Source organism: Staphylococcus kloosii (assembly GCF_032139365.1).
GTDB lineage: Bacteria > Bacillota > Bacilli > Staphylococcales > Staphylococcaceae > Staphylococcus > Staphylococcus kloosii_A.
In genome coordinates this window covers 73,767-91,445 of sequence record NZ_JAVTDB010000047.1, presented here as the reverse complement: position 1 = coordinate 91,445, position 17,679 = coordinate 73,767, and the positions used below count along the sequence as shown (strand labels likewise).

The window sequence follows — 17,679 nt, the reverse complement described above, 5'->3', positions numbered from 1 at the left end:
ACAAGAAAATTTAAATGAACAAATTGCAATTATTGGAATTGGTAGAAGAGACATTTCAAACGATGATTTCCGTAGTCAAGTGAAGTCGTCAATTCAAGAACATGTAAAAAATACGAAACATTTAGATAAATTTATGGAACACGTATTTTACCATAGACATGATGTTAGTGATGAAGCGAGTTATGAATCTTTATTAGAATTTAGTAATCGTTTAGATAAAGAATTTAAACTTGAAGGTAATAGATTATTCTACCTAGCTATGGCGCCAAAATTCTTTGGTGAAATTTCCGATTATTTAAAATCATCTGGTTTAACTGATACTGATGGCTTTAAACGTTTAGTAATTGAAAAACCATTCGGCTCTGACTTAAAATCAGCAGAGCAATTAAATGAACAATTACGTCGTTCATTTAAAGAAGAAGAAATCTATCGTATCGATCATTATTTAGGTAAAGATATGGTACAAAATATCGAAGTACTACGTTTTGCTAATGCAATGTTCGAACCATTATGGAATAATAAATACATTTCAAACATTCAAATTACTTCTTCTGAAATTCTCGGTGTTGAGGATAGAGGTGGTTATTACGAATCAAGTGGTGCATTAAAAGATATGGTTCAAAACCATATGTTACAAATGGTAGCATTATTAGCTATGGAGGCACCCATTAGCTTACACAGTGAGGATATTCGTGCCGAAAAAGTAAAAGCATTAAAATCTTTAAGAAAATTAGAAGCAGATGAAGTTAGCCAAAACTTTGTTAGAGGTCAATATGATCAAGGTGTCATTGGAGGCCAAGAAGTTAAAAAGTATCGCGACGAAGATCGTGTTGCTGAAGATTCTAAAACCCCTACTTTTGTTTCAGGTAAGTTAACTATCGATAACTTTAGATGGGCTGGCGTGCCATTCTATATTAGAACTGGTAAACGTATGAAGAGTAAAACAATTCAAGTTGTAGTTGAGTTTAAAGAAGTACCAATGAACTTATATTATGAAACAGATAAAAAACTAGACTCTAATTTACTAGTAATCAACATTCAACCTAATGAAGGTGTTTCACTACATCTAAATGCTAAAAAGAATGTTCAAGGTATTGAAACTGAACCAGTTCAATTATCTTATGCTATGAGTGCTCAAGATAAAATGAACACTGTCGATGCGTATGAAAACTTATTATTTGATTGTCTAAATGGTGATGCAACAAACTTTACTCACTGGGAAGAATTAAAATCAACTTGGAAATTTGTTGATGCAATTCAAGAATACTGGGATAAAACAGAACCAGAGTTCCCTAACTATGAAGCGGGTACAAATGGTCCATTAGAAAGTGACTTACTATTAAGTAGAGATGGCTTCCATTGGTGGGAAGATATTCATTAATTGGTAGTCTTTGTTAATGTGACAGTAATAGTGTTAAAATACACTGTTACTGTCGCTTTTTTCTTGTCTTTCACTTGTGTTATTATATAACTTAAATCATAAATAAGTGTAACCCTTGAAGAGTTAGTAGCACTTTAGATGTCAGATGTGAAGAAATGGTGTAAACTATTAAGAAAACATCTATAATAATATTAAATAGAGTGAAACATATAGCATTTGTTGTTTATATTTCTTATGTTTACATTGTTAGATTTATAGGAGTGGAAGTTTTGGACGTTATCAAGCAAATACAACAAGCAATTGTTTATATCGAAGATCATTTGCTAGAGCAATTTAATATGCAACAACTTAGTGATTACGTTGATCTTTCACCGTATCATTTAGATCAGAGTTTTAAAATGATTGTCGGACAGTCACCTTCTGAATATGCACTCGCACGTAAAATGACTTTAGCGGCACAAGAACTGATTTCAAGTTCTAATAGAATGGTAGATATTGCTAAAAAATATCATTATCCTACCGCGAATGATTTCGCGAATGAATTTAGTAAGTACCACGGTATTTCACCGTTACAGGCGAATGCTAAAAAAGAACAGTTAAATATTAAAAATAGACAATATTTAAAAATTACTACTACCGAAAAATCACCTTATTCATATAGATTAGAAACAATTAATGGTATAAACCTAGTTGGATATGCAGAATTTATCAATGCTTCAAATATTGATAATCCTTTTAAAATACCTGATATGTTGGAAGATTTATTGATCGCTGGCAAGATAAAGGAATTAGAACGTTATAATAATGTAAGCCCTCATGAACTTTTCGTTATTAGTTGTCCATTAGAATATGGCGTAGAAATTTTTGTTGGTGTTCCTAGTGATCGCTATCCAGAACATTTAGAAAGCCGTTATTTGCCTGAAAGACAATATGCTAAATTTAATTTACAAGGTGAGATTGATTATATTACAAATGAAGCATGGTATTATATTGAAACAAGCCTTCAAATGACATTACCATATGAAAGAGATAGTTTATACGTAGAAGTCTATCCTTTTGATATTTCTTTTGATGATAGTTTCACTAAAGTTCAATTATGGTTACCAGTTAATCAGGACGACTATAATGATTTATAAAATAATTAAAGCGAGCACGTAAACTTAACATAAGCTTACATGCTCGCTATTTATATGCATTAATTTAAATGATTTAGCAATAACTGACCGTATATGCCACGATTATTTTTTGTTAAAACATGATGAAACTTAGGGATAATATAACGTTTAGCATCCCACCCCTGTTGATGATAAAATTCATAGCCCTCTTTACTAAGTTTTAGCGCGTTGAAATTGTCGCTGCTCGTTGTACCATCGTCGTATTCGCCTACAAGCCAAGTAAGAGGATAAGGTTGTTTTATATGTTTGTCTTTAGGTAAACTACGCGCTACACCTTTATTTTTAGGTGAACCACCACCACTAAAAATAATTGCTCCACCTGAAGTGACGTTCATAGTTGGTAATTTTTCTAATAACCAATACGTCGTTACTTCTGCTCCACCTGAGAATCCACATATCCATAAATGTTGATGATTCGGCATAGAGTTGATTAGTTCTGTTAAATATATACTATTTGTTGCTCCATTTGTCCACCATGTCTCATCTTTTGATGGTGTCTTAGGAACGATAAGAGTTAAATTGCGTTGTCGTGCAATTTCTTTTATACCTAACTCTCCGCCTAAATATCTTTTCGAATTTGGATGTTTGAATTCAAATGCACCATCGCCATGAAGCCATAATAGAATGCCTTTAGCATGTAATGCTGGATATATATGATAACGGCCGGATAAACCATTTGATGCCACAAAATGTCGTGTATTGTTATGTGAGGTAAAGTTTGTTAATGGTAAACGCTTTTCTATTACAATACTCAACACAATTGCAAGGCATATATTCATTCCAATAAGTATAGCTACGACAAATTTTTTCATTAACATGCCCTACTTTCATTTCCATTCAATGTTTTATACTATATATTATATTACTGTTAAAATTATTTATTTTCTAAGTTGTCGCTAATTATTAGTATAGTTGTTCATGGATTTTTGTAAAGTAATAACATTATTAAATGCTAAAAACCGTTATCCTGAGTGATAACGGTTTGTTGACATCTATTTCATTTAAGTTAATTGAATTACAAATGCTTCATATGGTTTTAAATTATTAAAATCAATCGCTGCACTATAATTGTGTAATTTAATTTTTGAATCATCAAATGAGATGTCTAGATTAAGTGTAGAAGTTTCATTTGACAAATTACCTGCAATTAAAGCTTGCTTATTATTTAGAGTTCGAGTGTATGCAAATACTTTTGGATTATCAGTATCGACTAATTCGAAATTACCATAAGTATATAAATCATCAGACTTTTTTAATTTAATTAAACCTTTATAAAAAGTTAAAATTGAATATTTATCTTCTTGTTGTTGTGCAACATTAATTTTTTTGTAATTCGGATTTACTGGGAACCAAGGTTCTACAGTAGAAAAGCCAGCAAACGGTTCGTCGTTCCACTGCATAGGTGTGCGGGAATTATCTCTATTTTCCATTTTGTGTTTGTTTAATAAGGCATTAACATCGCCACCCTGTGCTTTAACGATATTATACTCGTTTACAACTGCAACATCATTAAAAGTTTCAACACGTTCAAATGGATAATTGGTCATACCTATTTCTTGGCCCTGGTAAATAAAAGGCGTACCTTGTTGTAAAAAATACACGATAGCATGACTCGTAGCAGATTCATACCAATATTGTTGATCGTCTCCCCATGTGGATACGCTGCGTGGTTGATCATGGTTTTCTATAAATAAAGCATTCCAGCCATTATTTGCTAGTCGTTGTTGCCAACGATTTAATACTTGTTTATACGATAAAACATCAAATTTTACATCACCAGTATTCCATAAGCCTAAATGTTCGAATTGGAAAATCATGTTAAATTTACCGTTTTGTTCTCCTACCCATAAATCTGCATCATCTGGTGTCACACCATTGGCTTCACCGACAGTCATAATGTCGTATTTCGACAAACTGTTCTCTTTAATTTCTTGTAACCAATTATGTATACCTGGTTGATTCATTGCTACATCAAAAGCTGGTACATATTGTTCATTATTGTCTGTTGCTAAATCACCATATTCGAAAGATTTTTTTATATGGGTAATGGCATCGACTCTAAAACCATCAATTCCTTTATCAAACCACCAATTCATCATTGAAATAATAGCTGCTCTAACTTTTGGATTTTCCCAATTTAAGTCAGGTTGTTTTTTACTAAATAAATGGAAATAATATTGGTCTGTCTGACTATCATATTCCCATGTAGAACCGTTAAAAATACTTTCCCAATTTGTCGGTTCACTACCATCAGGCTTAGGATCTTTCCATATATACCAATCGCGTTTTGCACTATCTTTACTAGAGCGAGATTCTATAAACCAAGGATGTTCATCAGAAGTATGATTAACTACTAAATCTAAAATTAATTTCATTCCTCTTGTATGAATGGACGTTAATAACTCATCAAAATCCTCCATCGTACCAAACTCATCCATAATATTTTGATAATCGCTAATATCATAACCATTATCGTCGTTAGGAGATTTATACATTGGACTTAACCAAATAATATCTATACCTAAATTTTGTAAATAATCTAATTTATTAATTACACCACGTAAGTCCCCAATACCATCATTGTTAGCATCATTAAAGCTACGAGGGTAAACTTGGTAAGCCACAGCTTCTTTCCACCATTGTTTACTTTGCATAATCATTCTCCTTCAAAGATTTTTTGAACTATAAATTAATTATACTCTAGATTTTACCTTTTCTAAAACAACAATGTAAACGCTTGCTTTGGGATGAATAAAAAACAAAGGATCTGCACAAAAAATCTTATTATTATAAGAAGATGTTGTAGTCCCGCCCCGGCAAATGTGACTAGAGTTGAACGCGGCTTGATACAAGCGCACTTTTAATTCAGTCATCTACTGCCCATATAAAAATAGAGCCTGAAGGCAATAGAATGTCCCAGACTCTTGTACTTTATTAATTAATTGTTATTCTTCTACCCATTGTGTATGGAATACACCTTCACGGTCTTTACGTTCATAAGTATGAGCACCGAAGTAATCACGTTGCGCTTGAATTAAGTTAGCTGGTAGATTTTCTGAGCGGTAACTATCATAATAGTTAACACTTGCAGAGAATCCTGGTGTTGGAACACCATTTTGTACACCAGTGGCTACTACATCACGTAATGCATCTTGATAATTTGTAACGATGTCTTTGAAATAAGGATCTAATAACAAGTTTTGTAAGTTTGCATCGTTATCAAAAGCATCTTTAATTTTTTGTAAGAATTGAGCACGGATAATACAACCTTCTCTCCAAATCATAGCTAAGTCGCCTAATTTTAAGTTCCAGTCGTTATCTTCACTTGCTTTTTTCATTTGAGTAAATCCTTGTGCATATGAACAAATTTTACTCATATATAAAGCTTTACGTATTTTTTCTAAGAATTCTTCTTTATCACCTTGGAAGTTTGCGCTTGGTCCGTTTAGTTGTTTTGAAGCGTTAGCACGTTCCTCTTTAATTGAAGAAATAAATCTAGCGAATACAGATTCTGTAATAATAGTTAATGGAATACCTAATTCTAAGGCATTAATTGAAGTCCATTTACCTGTACCTTTTTGTCCAGCTGTATCTAAGATTTTTTCAACTAGTGCTTCATCACTACCTTCATCTAATTTAGTGAAGATATCACCAGTGATTTCGATTAAGTAACTAGAAAGTTCGCCAGCATTCCAGTCTTTAAATGTTTGAGAAATTGCTTCGTGTGACATACCTAATAAGTCTTTCATCATTGCATAACTTTCTGCAATTAATTGCATGTCAGCATATTCGATACCATTGTGTACCATTTTAACGTAATGTCCAGCGCCATTTGGTCCGATATAAGCAACACATGGTGCACCGTCGTCAGCTTTTGCCGAAATAGCTTCTAAAATATCGCTTACTTTATCGAATGCTTCTTTTTGTCCGCCTGGCATTAATGATGGTCCAGTTAATGCACCAATTTCTCCGCCTGAAACACCCATACCGATAAAGTTAACGCCACTTTCTGCAAGTGCTTTATTTCTTCTGATAGTGTTTTCGTAATTTGTATTACCACCATCAATTAAAATATCATCATTGTCTAACAATGGTAATAAGCTATCGATTGTAGCGTCAGTAGCTGGTCCAGCTTTAACCATTAATAAGATTTTACGGGGTTTTTCTAATGAATTTACAAACTCTTCAATTGAGTATGTTGGGTGAATATCTTTACCTTCAGATTCTTTAACCATTTCATCTGTTTTTTCAGAAGAACGGTTGAATACAGAAACACTATAACCACGTGATTCAATATTCCAAGCAAGGTTTTTACCCATTACTGCTAAACCTACTACACCAATTTGTTGTGTCATATTACTAACCTCTCTTAATTTAAGTTTACAAACTAATTGTATCACAAAGCGTCTACTACATCACTTAAACAGTTTTACTATGTGAATGGGTTAATTCGACTATCTTTAATAATTGCTGTGTTAAAAGTTGTAGAGACTTGATTTCCATTCTTTCATTTTTACTATGAATATTTTCATAACCTACACCTAATATCACAGAAGGAATGCCATAAGTATTAATAATACTAGCATCGGATCCACCGCCACCAACTTTGGTTTGCGGGTCTAAGTTTAGTTGACTCGCACTAAGAGCTGCAATTTTTGCAACTTTTGACTCTGCATTAACTTTAAAGCCCTTATAACTTTCTTTAATTGTGACAGAAGCTGTACAACCAAATGATTCTGCCTTGCTTTCAAAAACTTGTTTCATATGTGCAACTTGTTGGTTAATTTTATCTTCAGAATGTGAACGTGCTTCTGCTTGTAACGTTACTTCATCAGCTACAACATTCGTCGCTGAACCACCTTCAAAACGACCAATATTTGCAGTAGTTTCATCATCAATACGTCCTAATGACATTTCGCTGATTGCTTTAGCCGCAATATTTATGGCACTAACACCCATGTCAGGTGTACTTGCATGTGCTTTTTTGCCATAAATTGTTGCAGATAATTTCATTTGCGTAGGTGCACCAATGACTGTTGTTCCTACTGGTGAACTTGCGTCTACAGCATAACCGTAATCTGCATCTAATAAAGATGCGTTTAAAACCTTTGCCCCTTCTAAACCTGATTCTTCACCAACAGTAATGACAAATTGCACTTGTCCGTGAGGTAAATTTTGCTCATTAATAACTTGTATTGTTTCTAATATAGCGGCTAACCCCGCTTTATCATCGGCGCCTAGTACTGTAGTACCGTCTGAATAAATATAGCCATCGTCTGCTACATTTGGTTTGATGCCTATGCCTGGTGCTACTGTATCCATATGACTAGTGAAATAAATTTTATCACTATTTTCATAACCTTCTGAACTTGGTAAGGTACAAATTAAATTATTAGCACCTAAATAATCATATTTACCAGCGTCATCTTCTTCTACATGAAGATTGAATTGTTCAAATTTTCTTTTTAAGATTGGCTGTATTTTTTCTTCGTTCCCTGTTTCGGAATCAATTTGTACTAATTCTATAAATGTTGCTAATAATCTATCGTTATTTACCATCGTGACACTCCCATAAAAATATAGTATATTTCTTAAATTAAATTTTTAAAATTTTTTCTTTAGTTTCATTATACAAAGTGTAGCTAACTTTCTAGGTGAAAACAAACTTAGTGGATTGCTTTTATTCTTATTAGAATTATAATAAAATATGTAATATCGTTAATTGATACTGTAGTTTGATTAATAATATATCAAATGGAGGAATAACAATTGAGTAACAAAGTGTTAAAAACAATTATTATTGTCATGTTAGTTGCCGTGGTTATTGCATTGATTTTATCAAGTCTTGCACCAATTATGGGTTAAAACTACGTCAATATTTATATTCGTACTATAAACAATTATTTAATGTATAACGTCTTACTAAACTTTTATCTTTAAATTGTGATAATGATAAATTGTTAGAAACATAACAAAGTAAATTTAATAGAAATAATTTAAAAACTATCGCTAAGTGTATCAACTCAACGATAGTTTTTTTGATTAAAAAGAACTAAACATCAGTTAAGACGTTTAGTTCCTAATTTAAGAAGTAGCTTCGCTGTATGTTTTTAATGACCCAAAGTCGGATTTAAGTTGTAAATAACTTTCTAATTCATTTAATAACTGTATAAGGCTAGCGCGTGTTTTGAGTGATGCGTAAGTATCTGGTAACTCTAAATTATCAAGTTGTAGTCTGATTTCATATAATGAATGCAATCTAAGTGCTGTATAATCATTACTATTAACATTTTCAGCAACTTCTTTAAATAATTGAGCAAGTTTTGTCAGTAACTCATCTTTGAATTCAACGTTTCCCAACATGATTTCTATTCTATGAATTAAATCTAATTGTTGTTCACGCATGTCAAAATAATGATAGTATGAATTTTCATTACGACCGAAATGGTTTTTAACATCTCTAAATGCTAAAGATTTTGCCTTTTCAATCGTTAATTGAACTTCCGAAAAGTGGATGTCGAGTGGGTGTTGCAAATCATCGCATTTTTCGCTAAAACAAATAAATATTTTAGTGAAACTATCTTCTATATTTTGCTTATATGCTTTTAAATTTTTGTCGAGACTTGGCATGATTAAATTCATTAGAAATGCAATACCTAATCCAACAATAAGTAATTCAATTTCATTAATAAACAAATGGAAATTAATTGTTGGTGCATTAAAGACATGAAGTAAAATAACACAACTCGTTACTATGCCTTCTTGTACTTTAAAGACCACGGTTAAAGGTATAAAAAATAAAACGATTATGCCTAGGACGATAGCATGTTGCCCCAATAAACTAAAGATAATAGACCCTAAGATTAAAATTAATGTACAACTTACAAAACGTGAGACAATAGCTTGTAATGAATGTACTTTAGTATGTTTAATACAAAGGACTACCAAAATGGCACTAGAAGCAAAATTATCAAGATCTAATAGTTTAGCGATAATTATACCTAGTGCCATGCCAATTGCTGTTTTAATCGTTCTAAATCCTATTCGGTATGGATTTAAACTCAACATGTTGGTATGCCTCTCTATCGTTCTTTACAATATTCTTCGAATAAATTTTGTAATTGAGTAATGACATCCATAACGTCATGTCCTTCAATTTGATGACGTTCGATCATTTGAGTTATTTTGCCATCTTTCATTAGTGCAAATGATGGACTTGATGGTGCATAACCTTCGAAATATTCTCTAGCTCTTTGAGTAGCTTCTTTATCTTGTCCTGCAAAAACAGTTACAAGTCTATCTGGTAATTTATCATAATGTAAGCTGTGTGCTGCAGCTGGTCTAGCCATACCGCCTGCACAACCACATACTGAGTTAACCATTACTAAAGTAGTTCCAGCTTGTTGTAATACCTCATCAACCTCTTCAGCACTAGTTAGTTGTTCATATCCAGCTTCTATCATTTCATTTCTGGCTTGATCAACAACATCATTCATATATAAATCAAAATTCAAATCCATATTAAGGTCACCTTTCATTTCTAAATTGGTATCTTCATTCTACTAATTTATTACTTATACTTCAACATGTTGGTTTGATCAAAAAAAGAGGTTAAAATCTAATTGTTTAAAAGATTTTATAACCTCTCTTTAAATTTGCTACCCAATGCCATAATTTATGTTAAAAAGTTAGTTAGATTTTATAAAAATATACAACATTTTATAACGTTTTAAAAAATACTTGTAGTTTCTATTGCATATTGTTCGATGCGCGTTTTTACATAATTCATAAATCTTCCAGCTTGTAAGCCATCTAAAATACGGTGGTCGATTGATAAACATAAATTAACCATGTTACGGATAGCAATCATATCATCAATCACGACTGGTTTTTTGACAATAGATTCTATTTGTAAAATAGCGCCTTGAGGATGGTTGATAATACCCATTGATGAAACAGAGCCAAACGTACCTGTATTGTTAACTGTAAATGTACCGCCTTGCATATCTTCGGAACGTAATTTTTTATATCGTGCTTTTTGTGCTAAGTCATTAATTTCACGTGCGATACCTTTGATAGATTTTTCATCGGCATTTTTAATTACTGGAACGTAAAGTTTATCTTCATCAGCGACGGCGATTGAGATATTTACATCTTTATGAATTACTATTTCGTCATTTTGCCAACTACTATTAAGTAAAGGATAAGCTTTGAGTGATTCTGCCACTGCTTTCACAAAGAAAGCGAAGAATGTTAGGTTATAGCCTTCTTTATTTTTAAAGTTATCCTTATGATGATTTCGTGTTTTAACTAGATTTGTAGCATCTGCTTCGATCATCATCCACGCATGCGGTATTTCATTCACACTATTTACCATATTTTGTGCGATTTGTTTTCTAACACCATTGACCGGTATAGATGAACCAGGTTCTTGAGTGCCTATAGTTGTTGGTGTGTTAACTGGTGGGGTTTTTGCATTAACATAATGAGAAGATTCTTTTGCTGTACCTTCTTTAATTGCTTTTTCAATATCTTTTTTCGTAACACGGCCTTCAAAGCCCGTACCCACAACTTGTGATAAGTTGATTTCATTTTCAGATGCTAATTTAAAAACTACTGGTGAATAACGACCATTGTTTTTAGGCGCGTTTTCATCTTGTTTATGGTCTGGGCTATTGTCGGTAACTTGTTTCGTATTATTTTCTGGTTGTTCATTGTTGCTGACTGCTTCACTAGTGCTATCACTAGATTCGCCTTCAACATCCATATGACAAATGACTTCACCAACAGATGCTGTTTCACCTTCGTTAACAGTGATTTCTTTAATTGTGCCTGTATAAGAAGAAGGGACTTCAGCAGTTACTTTATCTGTTATAACTTCACAAATTGGGTCATATTCTTCAACTGTATCACCGACAGATACTAGCCATTGTTCTATTGTTCCCTCATGGACACTTTCACCTAATTTAGGCATTTTTATTTCCATTGTTGGTGCCTCCTTAAAATTCTGCAAGCTCACGCATTTTTGTTTGAATCTTGTCAGGATTAATCATAAACTCATCTTCCATTGTTGGTGCAAACGGCATTGATGGTACGTCTGGACCTGCAAGACGCATAATTGGAGCATCTAAATCGAACAGGCAATTTTCTGCAATAATAGCAGCAACTTCAGACATTACACTTCCTTCTAAATTGTCTTCAGTCACTAATAGGACTTTACCTGTTTGTTTAGCACGATCAATAATTGTTGCTTTATCAAGTGGATAAACCGTTCTTAAATCTACTACTTCAACGTTTATGCCATCTTCGGCTAACATGTCGGCTGCTTGAATACAGTAATTAACACACAAACCATATGAAAATACTGTAATATCTTCGCCTTTACGTTTAACATCTGCTTTCCCTATAGGCACGGTGTAATATGATTCAGGAACTTCTTCTTTTAATAAACGATAAGCCTTTTTATGTTCAAAATATAATACAGGATCATTAGACTCAATTGAAGCCAATAATAAGCCTTTAGCATCATAAGGTGAAGATGGAATAACTATCGTTAATCCAGGTGTTGAAGCAAAAATGCTTTCTACACTTTGTGAATGATATAAAGCGCCATGTATGCCACCACCAAACGGAGCTCTAATGGTAATTGGACAATCCCAATCGTTGTTTGATCTATATCTAACTTTGGCAGCTTCACTCATGATTTGGTTAGTTGCAGGCAAAATATATTCAGCAAATTGAATTTCTGCTATAGGTCTTTTTCCTAACATGGCAGCACCGACAGCTGTACCAACGATATTTGACTCAGCTAATGGTGTGTCAATAACACGTTCGATGCCGTATTTTTGTTGTAAACCTAATGTCACGCCAAAAACGCCGCCTTTTTTACCTACGTCTTCACCAAGAATAAAAACATCATTATCTTTTTCCATAGATTGATCTAAAGCGTTGTGAATTGCATCTAAATAAGTTAACTTAACCATTTAAAAAGCTCCCTTCTTCGTAAACATAGTTATAAGTTTCTTCTGGTGATGGATAAGGTGCTTTTTCTGCCTCTTTAGTCGCTTGATTAACGATTTCTTTATGTTCTTGTTCGATTTGGGCTAACCATTCATCATCAATTATATTTTCAGATAATAAAAATGATTTGAATTTAACGTTACAATCTTCTGATTTTAGTCCTTCACGTTCTTCTTGTGGACGGTAACCACTATCGTCATCATCTGATGAATGTGCAGTCATACGTGTACACATTGCTTCAATTAGTGTAGAACCATAACCATTTAACGCCCTATCACGTGCTTCTTTCATTACTTTATACATAGCAATTGGATCATTACCGTCTACGTGTTCGCCGTGTATACCATAACCAATAGCTCTATCTGATAGTTTTTCAGCACCATACTGTAAATTATCTGGCACAGAGATTGCGTATTTATTGTTTTCAATCACACAAATAAAAGGTAATTTATGGACTCCTGCAAAGTTTAAACCTTCATGAAAATCACCTTGGTTGGAAGTCCCTTCACCTAATGTACACATTGCAATATTTTGCTTTTTATCCATTTTTAAAGATAATGCTGCACCAACACCTTGTAGCACCTGAGTTCCCACTGGTGAACTTTGAGATAAAATACCTAACTTTTTATTACTAAAGTGAGCAGGCATTTGTTTACCGCCAGAATTTATGTCGTCTCTTTTACCAAATGCAGATAGCATAGTGTCTAAAGGTGTCATACCTAAATATGTCACTAAAGCTAAATCTCTATAATAAGGAGCCGAAATATCGCCCTCTCGCATAGCAAATGCCATACCAATTTGAGCTGCTTCTTGTCCCTGACAGCTAATAACAAATGGAATTTTACCTGCTCTATTTAATAACCATAAACGTTCATCAAGCTTACGTCCCAAATCCATCCACTTAAACATTACTTTTAAGTCGTCTTCATTAAGACCCACTGATTTATAATCAAACATGAAATTTCCTCCTTTATACGTGAATTGCTCTATTTTCTACTTTAAGACCTAGTTCCATTAATACTTCTGACAACGACGGATGTGCATGGGTAGTTAAACCAAGTTCAAGTGTAGAACCATCCATAAATTGTAATAACGATACTTCATTAATCAATTCTGTAACATGCGGTCCAATCATATTAAGTCCCAAAACAATGTCTTCATTTTGATCAATCACGATTTCACAAAAACCATTTTGGTTATTTGTATCTTCAATTACAGCTTTACCAATTGCTTTAAATGGCACTTTGAAAGCTCTAGCTTTGTATCCTTGTTGTTTTGCCTCATCAATGTTTAAGCCTATAGAAGCAACTTCAGGTTGCGTATAAACACAACGTGGCATTTTATTATAGTCTAATGGTAATGGCTGTCGATCAGACATATGTTCAACGGCAATCATCCCTTCTTTTGAACCAACGTGTGCTAACTGTAATTTCCCTATACAATCCCCAGCCGCGTAAATGTGCTTATCATCAGTTTGTTGGTATTCATTAACAAGAATATGGCCTTTATCAGTTGTTTTTATTTTAGTGTTATTTAATCCAATATCATCAGTTCTAGGTTTTCGTCCTATAGAAACGAGTACTTTATCCACTGTGAGTTGAGTATCTTTTATATTGAATGTCACTGACTCATTATCAAATGTAACGTTTTCGTCTGTTAATTGTGTGTTTTCATAAAATTTAACGCCTTTATTTGTTAATTCGGATTTTAAAGCATTGGCTATAGATTTACTTTCAGTAGGCAAAATACGTTCGCCTGCTTCTATAACGTTCACTTCTACACCGAAGTCATTCATTAGTGACGCAAATTCTAACCCAATTACGCCACCGCCGATAATAGCTAAAGTATTAGGAAGTTGTTCTAATGCTAAAATGTCACTACTAGATAAGATTGTACTGTGATCAAATGGTAAAAATGGTAATGAGATAGGTTCAGAACCTGTGCAAATGAGTACATTTGAATTTGGAATTAAATCTGACTCTCCATCCTCATACTCGACCGATATCGTCCCACTTTGAGGTGAAAATATAGATGGTCCTAATATTCGTCCAGTGCCGTTAAATACGACGATTTGATTATGATTCATTAAGTGATTTACACCATTATGCATTTGATTAACGATATCGTTTTTACGTTGTTGAATATTTTTAAAATTAAGTTTGAAATTATCAACATCTACCCCAAATTCACTTGAACGTTTAACTGTATCCATCACTTCTGCAGATTTTAGCAGTGCTTTAGTAGGAATACATCCTTTATGTAAACAAGTACCCCCTAGTAAATTATTTTCGACTAAGGCAACTTTTTTACCGAGTTGTGATGCGCGAATAGCTGAGACATAGCCCGCCGTTCCGCCTCCTAAAATCACTAAATCATATTTTTCTTCTGACATTTTTGTGCTCCTAACTTAACGTTGTTGGTAAGATATCATTTATAAATTCAATGATATTCATCTTATAAATTTTAATATTTACAACATAAACTAACCAACAACGGTTACTTAACTAATTTAAAAAGTTTTATTATTTCTTTTTCTTACCTACTATAGTTTAACTTATACGCTCATTATATAAAAATAATAACATTTAAATATATTATTAAGGTGAGCGGGAAATATACATTTTAAGTTAATTTACTAAGCTTTTAAGTTTTATTATAGTATGTGAGATGTAATATTTAGTGAAAAATTAGTACTAGGTACTAATTTGATTTCATAATATTCCTTATAAAACGTAAACGAGATAAACTTAAATAATTTACGTTTTATAAGGACAATAAGATACACTAATTAATTACTATTTTGGTCTAACATTTCTTTGGCATTTTGTCTTGTGATTTCTGTAACGCTAGCACCTGATATCATTCGTGCGATTTCATCAATTCGTTCATCGGCTAAAAGCTCTTTTACTTTTGTCGTTGTCCGGTCATCATTTGATGCTTTACTAATTAATAGATGATGGTTACTCATAGAAGCAACTTGTGGTAAATGAGAAATACAGATAACTTGTATATGTTGAGCAATATCTTTCATTTTCTCAGCCATTTTTTGTGCTGCTTGACCTGACACACCTGAATCTACTTCATCAAATAAAATTGCTGTTTGTCCTCTTGATTTAACAAAAATAGTTTTCAAAGCTAACATAATTCTTGAAAGTTCACCACCAGAAGCAATTTTGTTTAAGCTTTTAAGTGGTTCGCCTTTATTAGGACTAATAAGAAATTCAACAAACTCTATACCTTCACTATTAGGTTCATCTAACGGTTTGAAAGAAATTTCCAAGTTTGCATCTTTCATTTGTAAATTTTGAATTTCTTCTACAATATGGTCACGTAAAGTTTGTGCTTCTTTGCGTCTTTCAGTGGAAAGTTTTTCACCTATAGTAATGACCTCATTGTACAAAGCGTCAATATCTTTACGTAATTGTGAAGTACTTTCTTCATAATTTTCGATTTTATTAATCTCATGTTCTATTTTTTCTTGATATTTAATAAGTTCAGGAATATCTTTGCCATATTTACGTTTTAAATTGTTTAATAAATTCATTCTAGATTCTAATTCATTTAAATATTGTTCATCAAATTCCGTATTAGTTAATTCATCATATAACTGGTGCTTAGCGTCATCTAACGTGTAATAAAATTGATCGACATTTTCTTTTAATTCAGTGTATTTGCCCGGTAAGATTTCGTCTATAGCACTTAATTGATTACTTAAGTCATACAGTCTATCAGTTATAGCATGTTCATCCGTTAGTGTAATATGTGCATTATTTAATGCAAGACTTAGGTTCTCTGAATTTTGAATTCTTTTAATATCTTGCTCAAGTTGGTCAGATTCACTTTCATCTAAATTCGCTTCTTTAAGTTCATCATTTTGGAATTTAAGCAAATCTAAACGTTGTAGCAATGCTTGATCAGCATTTTCTAAATCTTGTAATTCTTTTTTCTTAGTTTTATATGCTTGATATGTTTGCGTGTAGTCAGATAATAAACTTTCATAGCGACCTTCAGCATAATTATCCAATAATTGTAAATGATATTTTTGTTTTAGAAGTGTTTGCGTTTCGTGTTGGCCATGAATGTCTAACAATTCTTGCATCACTTTTCTTAAATCTTGCAGTGTCACTATTTGGTTGTTAATACGGCACATACTCTTTCCAGTGCTAAATATTTCACGTTTAACAATGAGAAAGTCTTCTGTGGTATCAATTGATAAGTCTTCAAGAATTGTAATTGCTTCTTCACTATTATCGATATCAAATATACCTTCAATAATTGCTTTTTTCTCACCATGTCTTACAAAATCTGAAGATGCTCTTATTCCAATGAGTTGGCCTATCGCATCAATTATGATTGATTTACCTGCGCCAGTTTCGCCACTAAGTACAGTCAAGCCCTCACTAAAATGTATTTCAAGTTCGTCAATTATTGCAAACTGCTTAATTGATAAGGTCTGTAACATAGTTGTATCACTTCCTAAAACTATAATAAGTTAAAGATTCTAGTTTTGATATTTTCGCTTGCATCCACATCACGGCATATAATTAAACAAGTGTCATCGCCACATATAGTACCTAAAACTTCTTCCCACGCTATTTGATCTAAAATTGCTCCGATAGATTGTGCATTACCAGGTAAAGTTTTAAGGACAAGTAAGTTTTCTGTACCATCTATATTTACAAAGGAGTCCATTAAATAACGCCCTAATTTTTCTAAAGGATGATATTTTCTATCGTTAGGAAGACTATAAACATATTGACCTGTCGGTGTAGGAACTTTAATTAACTGTAGTTCTTTAATATCACGAGAGACAGTTGCTTGCGTAACATTTAGTTCATAGTCATTTAGACGTTTTACTAACTCATCTTGCGTTTCTATTTTTTCATTTGAGATTATTTCTCTTATTTTTATATGCCTTACTGATTTTTTTGCCATAACAAACACCTCTAATTACGAATATTTATACATTAATTTTACCATAAGCATGATTTATCTACTACTAAAGTCATTAATAGTTACCATCTTATAAAATTTTGCAGTTAATTGTGCTAGAGCATGATTAATGCACTTTTTGACTATGTAAAATAATGTTGTATCAATGTG

The 17,679-nt window shown here is 32.7% G+C and carries 15 protein-coding genes; 3 read left to right on the top strand and 12 right to left on the bottom strand.

The window, feature by feature from the left end; all coding sequences use genetic code 11:
- A partial coding sequence (gene zwf / locus RPL90_RS06270; RefSeq protein WP_313546895.1) for a glucose-6-phosphate dehydrogenase occupies positions 1-1,381 on the top strand: 1,381 nt, incomplete at its 5' end.
- Between the two features lie 269 nt (positions 1,382-1,650).
- Complete coding sequence (locus tag RPL90_RS06265; RefSeq protein WP_313546892.1) at positions 1,651-2,517, top strand: AraC family transcriptional regulator; 867 nt, start codon at positions 1,651-1,653, stop codon at positions 2,515-2,517.
- 59 nt (positions 2,518-2,576) lie between these two features.
- Here RPL90_RS06265 and RPL90_RS06260 read toward each other — a convergent pair whose 3' ends face one another.
- From RPL90_RS06260 to RPL90_RS06245, 4 genes are all read right to left on the bottom strand, one after another.
- Entirely contained in the window at positions 2,577-3,368 is a 792-nt protein-coding gene (locus tag RPL90_RS06260) for a hypothetical protein (RefSeq protein ID WP_313546889.1), read from the bottom strand.
- Between the two features lie 189 nt (positions 3,369-3,557).
- Complete coding sequence (locus RPL90_RS06255) at positions 3,558-5,210, bottom strand: glycoside hydrolase family 13 protein (RefSeq protein ID WP_313546886.1); 1,653 nt, start codon at positions 5,208-5,210, stop codon at positions 3,558-3,560.
- Between the two features lie 291 nt (positions 5,211-5,501).
- A complete protein-coding gene (gndA, locus tag RPL90_RS06250; protein ID WP_313546883.1) occupies positions 5,502-6,911 on the bottom strand; it encodes an NADP-dependent phosphogluconate dehydrogenase in 1,410 nt (469 codons plus the stop codon).
- 64 nt (positions 6,912-6,975) lie between these two features.
- Positions 6,976-8,115: a M20/M25/M40 family metallo-hydrolase gene (locus tag RPL90_RS06245; protein ID WP_313546881.1), complete on the bottom strand. Its 1,140-nt coding sequence runs from the start codon at positions 8,113-8,115 to the stop codon at positions 6,976-6,978.
- 210 nt (positions 8,116-8,325) lie between these two features.
- Here RPL90_RS06245 and prli42 point away from each other — a divergent pair, with 210 nt between their 5' ends.
- Positions 8,326-8,421: a stressosome-associated protein Prli42 gene (gene prli42 / locus RPL90_RS06240; protein WP_157881583.1), complete on the top strand. Its 96-nt coding sequence runs from the start codon at positions 8,326-8,328 to the stop codon at positions 8,419-8,421.
- A gap of 219 nt (positions 8,422-8,640) precedes the next feature.
- Here the strand turns inward: prli42 and RPL90_RS06235 are convergent, their stop codons facing one another.
- From RPL90_RS06235 to ahrC, 8 genes are all read right to left on the bottom strand, one after another.
- Positions 8,641-9,624 carry an aromatic acid exporter family protein gene (locus RPL90_RS06235; RefSeq protein WP_313546876.1) on the bottom strand — a complete coding sequence of 328 codons (984 nt, stop codon included), beginning with the start codon at positions 9,622-9,624 and terminating at the stop codon, positions 8,641-8,643.
- A 14-nt stretch (positions 9,625-9,638) separates the two neighbouring features.
- Positions 9,639-10,076, bottom strand: coding sequence for a bacilliredoxin BrxB (gene brxB / locus RPL90_RS06230; protein ID WP_313546874.1), 438 nt, complete (start codon positions 10,074-10,076; stop codon positions 9,639-9,641).
- Between the two features lie 209 nt (positions 10,077-10,285).
- On the bottom strand, positions 10,286-11,542 hold the full coding sequence (locus RPL90_RS06225) for a dihydrolipoamide acetyltransferase family protein (RefSeq protein ID WP_313546871.1): 1,257 nt from the start codon (positions 11,540-11,542) through the stop codon (positions 10,286-10,288).
- Between the two features lie 13 nt (positions 11,543-11,555).
- Positions 11,556-12,539, bottom strand: coding sequence for an alpha-ketoacid dehydrogenase subunit beta (locus RPL90_RS06220; RefSeq protein ID WP_313546869.1), 984 nt, complete (start codon positions 12,537-12,539; stop codon positions 11,556-11,558).
- Positions 12,532-13,533: a thiamine pyrophosphate-dependent dehydrogenase E1 component subunit alpha gene (locus RPL90_RS06215; RefSeq protein ID WP_313546867.1), complete on the bottom strand. Its 1,002-nt coding sequence runs from the start codon at positions 13,531-13,533 to the stop codon at positions 12,532-12,534. Before RPL90_RS06215 ends, RPL90_RS06220 begins: the two co-directional genes overlap by 8 nt.
- Positions 13,534-13,546: 13 nt before the next feature.
- Positions 13,547-14,968, bottom strand: coding sequence for a dihydrolipoyl dehydrogenase (lpdA, locus tag RPL90_RS06210; protein ID WP_313546864.1), 1,422 nt, complete (start codon positions 14,966-14,968; stop codon positions 13,547-13,549).
- 396 nt (positions 14,969-15,364) lie between these two features.
- Positions 15,365-17,038 carry a DNA repair protein RecN gene (gene recN / locus RPL90_RS06205; protein WP_313546861.1) on the bottom strand — a complete coding sequence of 558 codons (1,674 nt, stop codon included), beginning with the start codon at positions 17,036-17,038 and terminating at the stop codon, positions 15,365-15,367.
- A 20-nt stretch (positions 17,039-17,058) separates the two neighbouring features.
- Positions 17,059-17,511, bottom strand: coding sequence for a transcriptional regulator AhrC/ArgR (gene ahrC / locus RPL90_RS06200; protein ID WP_313546858.1), 453 nt, complete (start codon positions 17,509-17,511; stop codon positions 17,059-17,061).
- Positions 17,512-17,679: the final 168 nt, after the last annotated feature.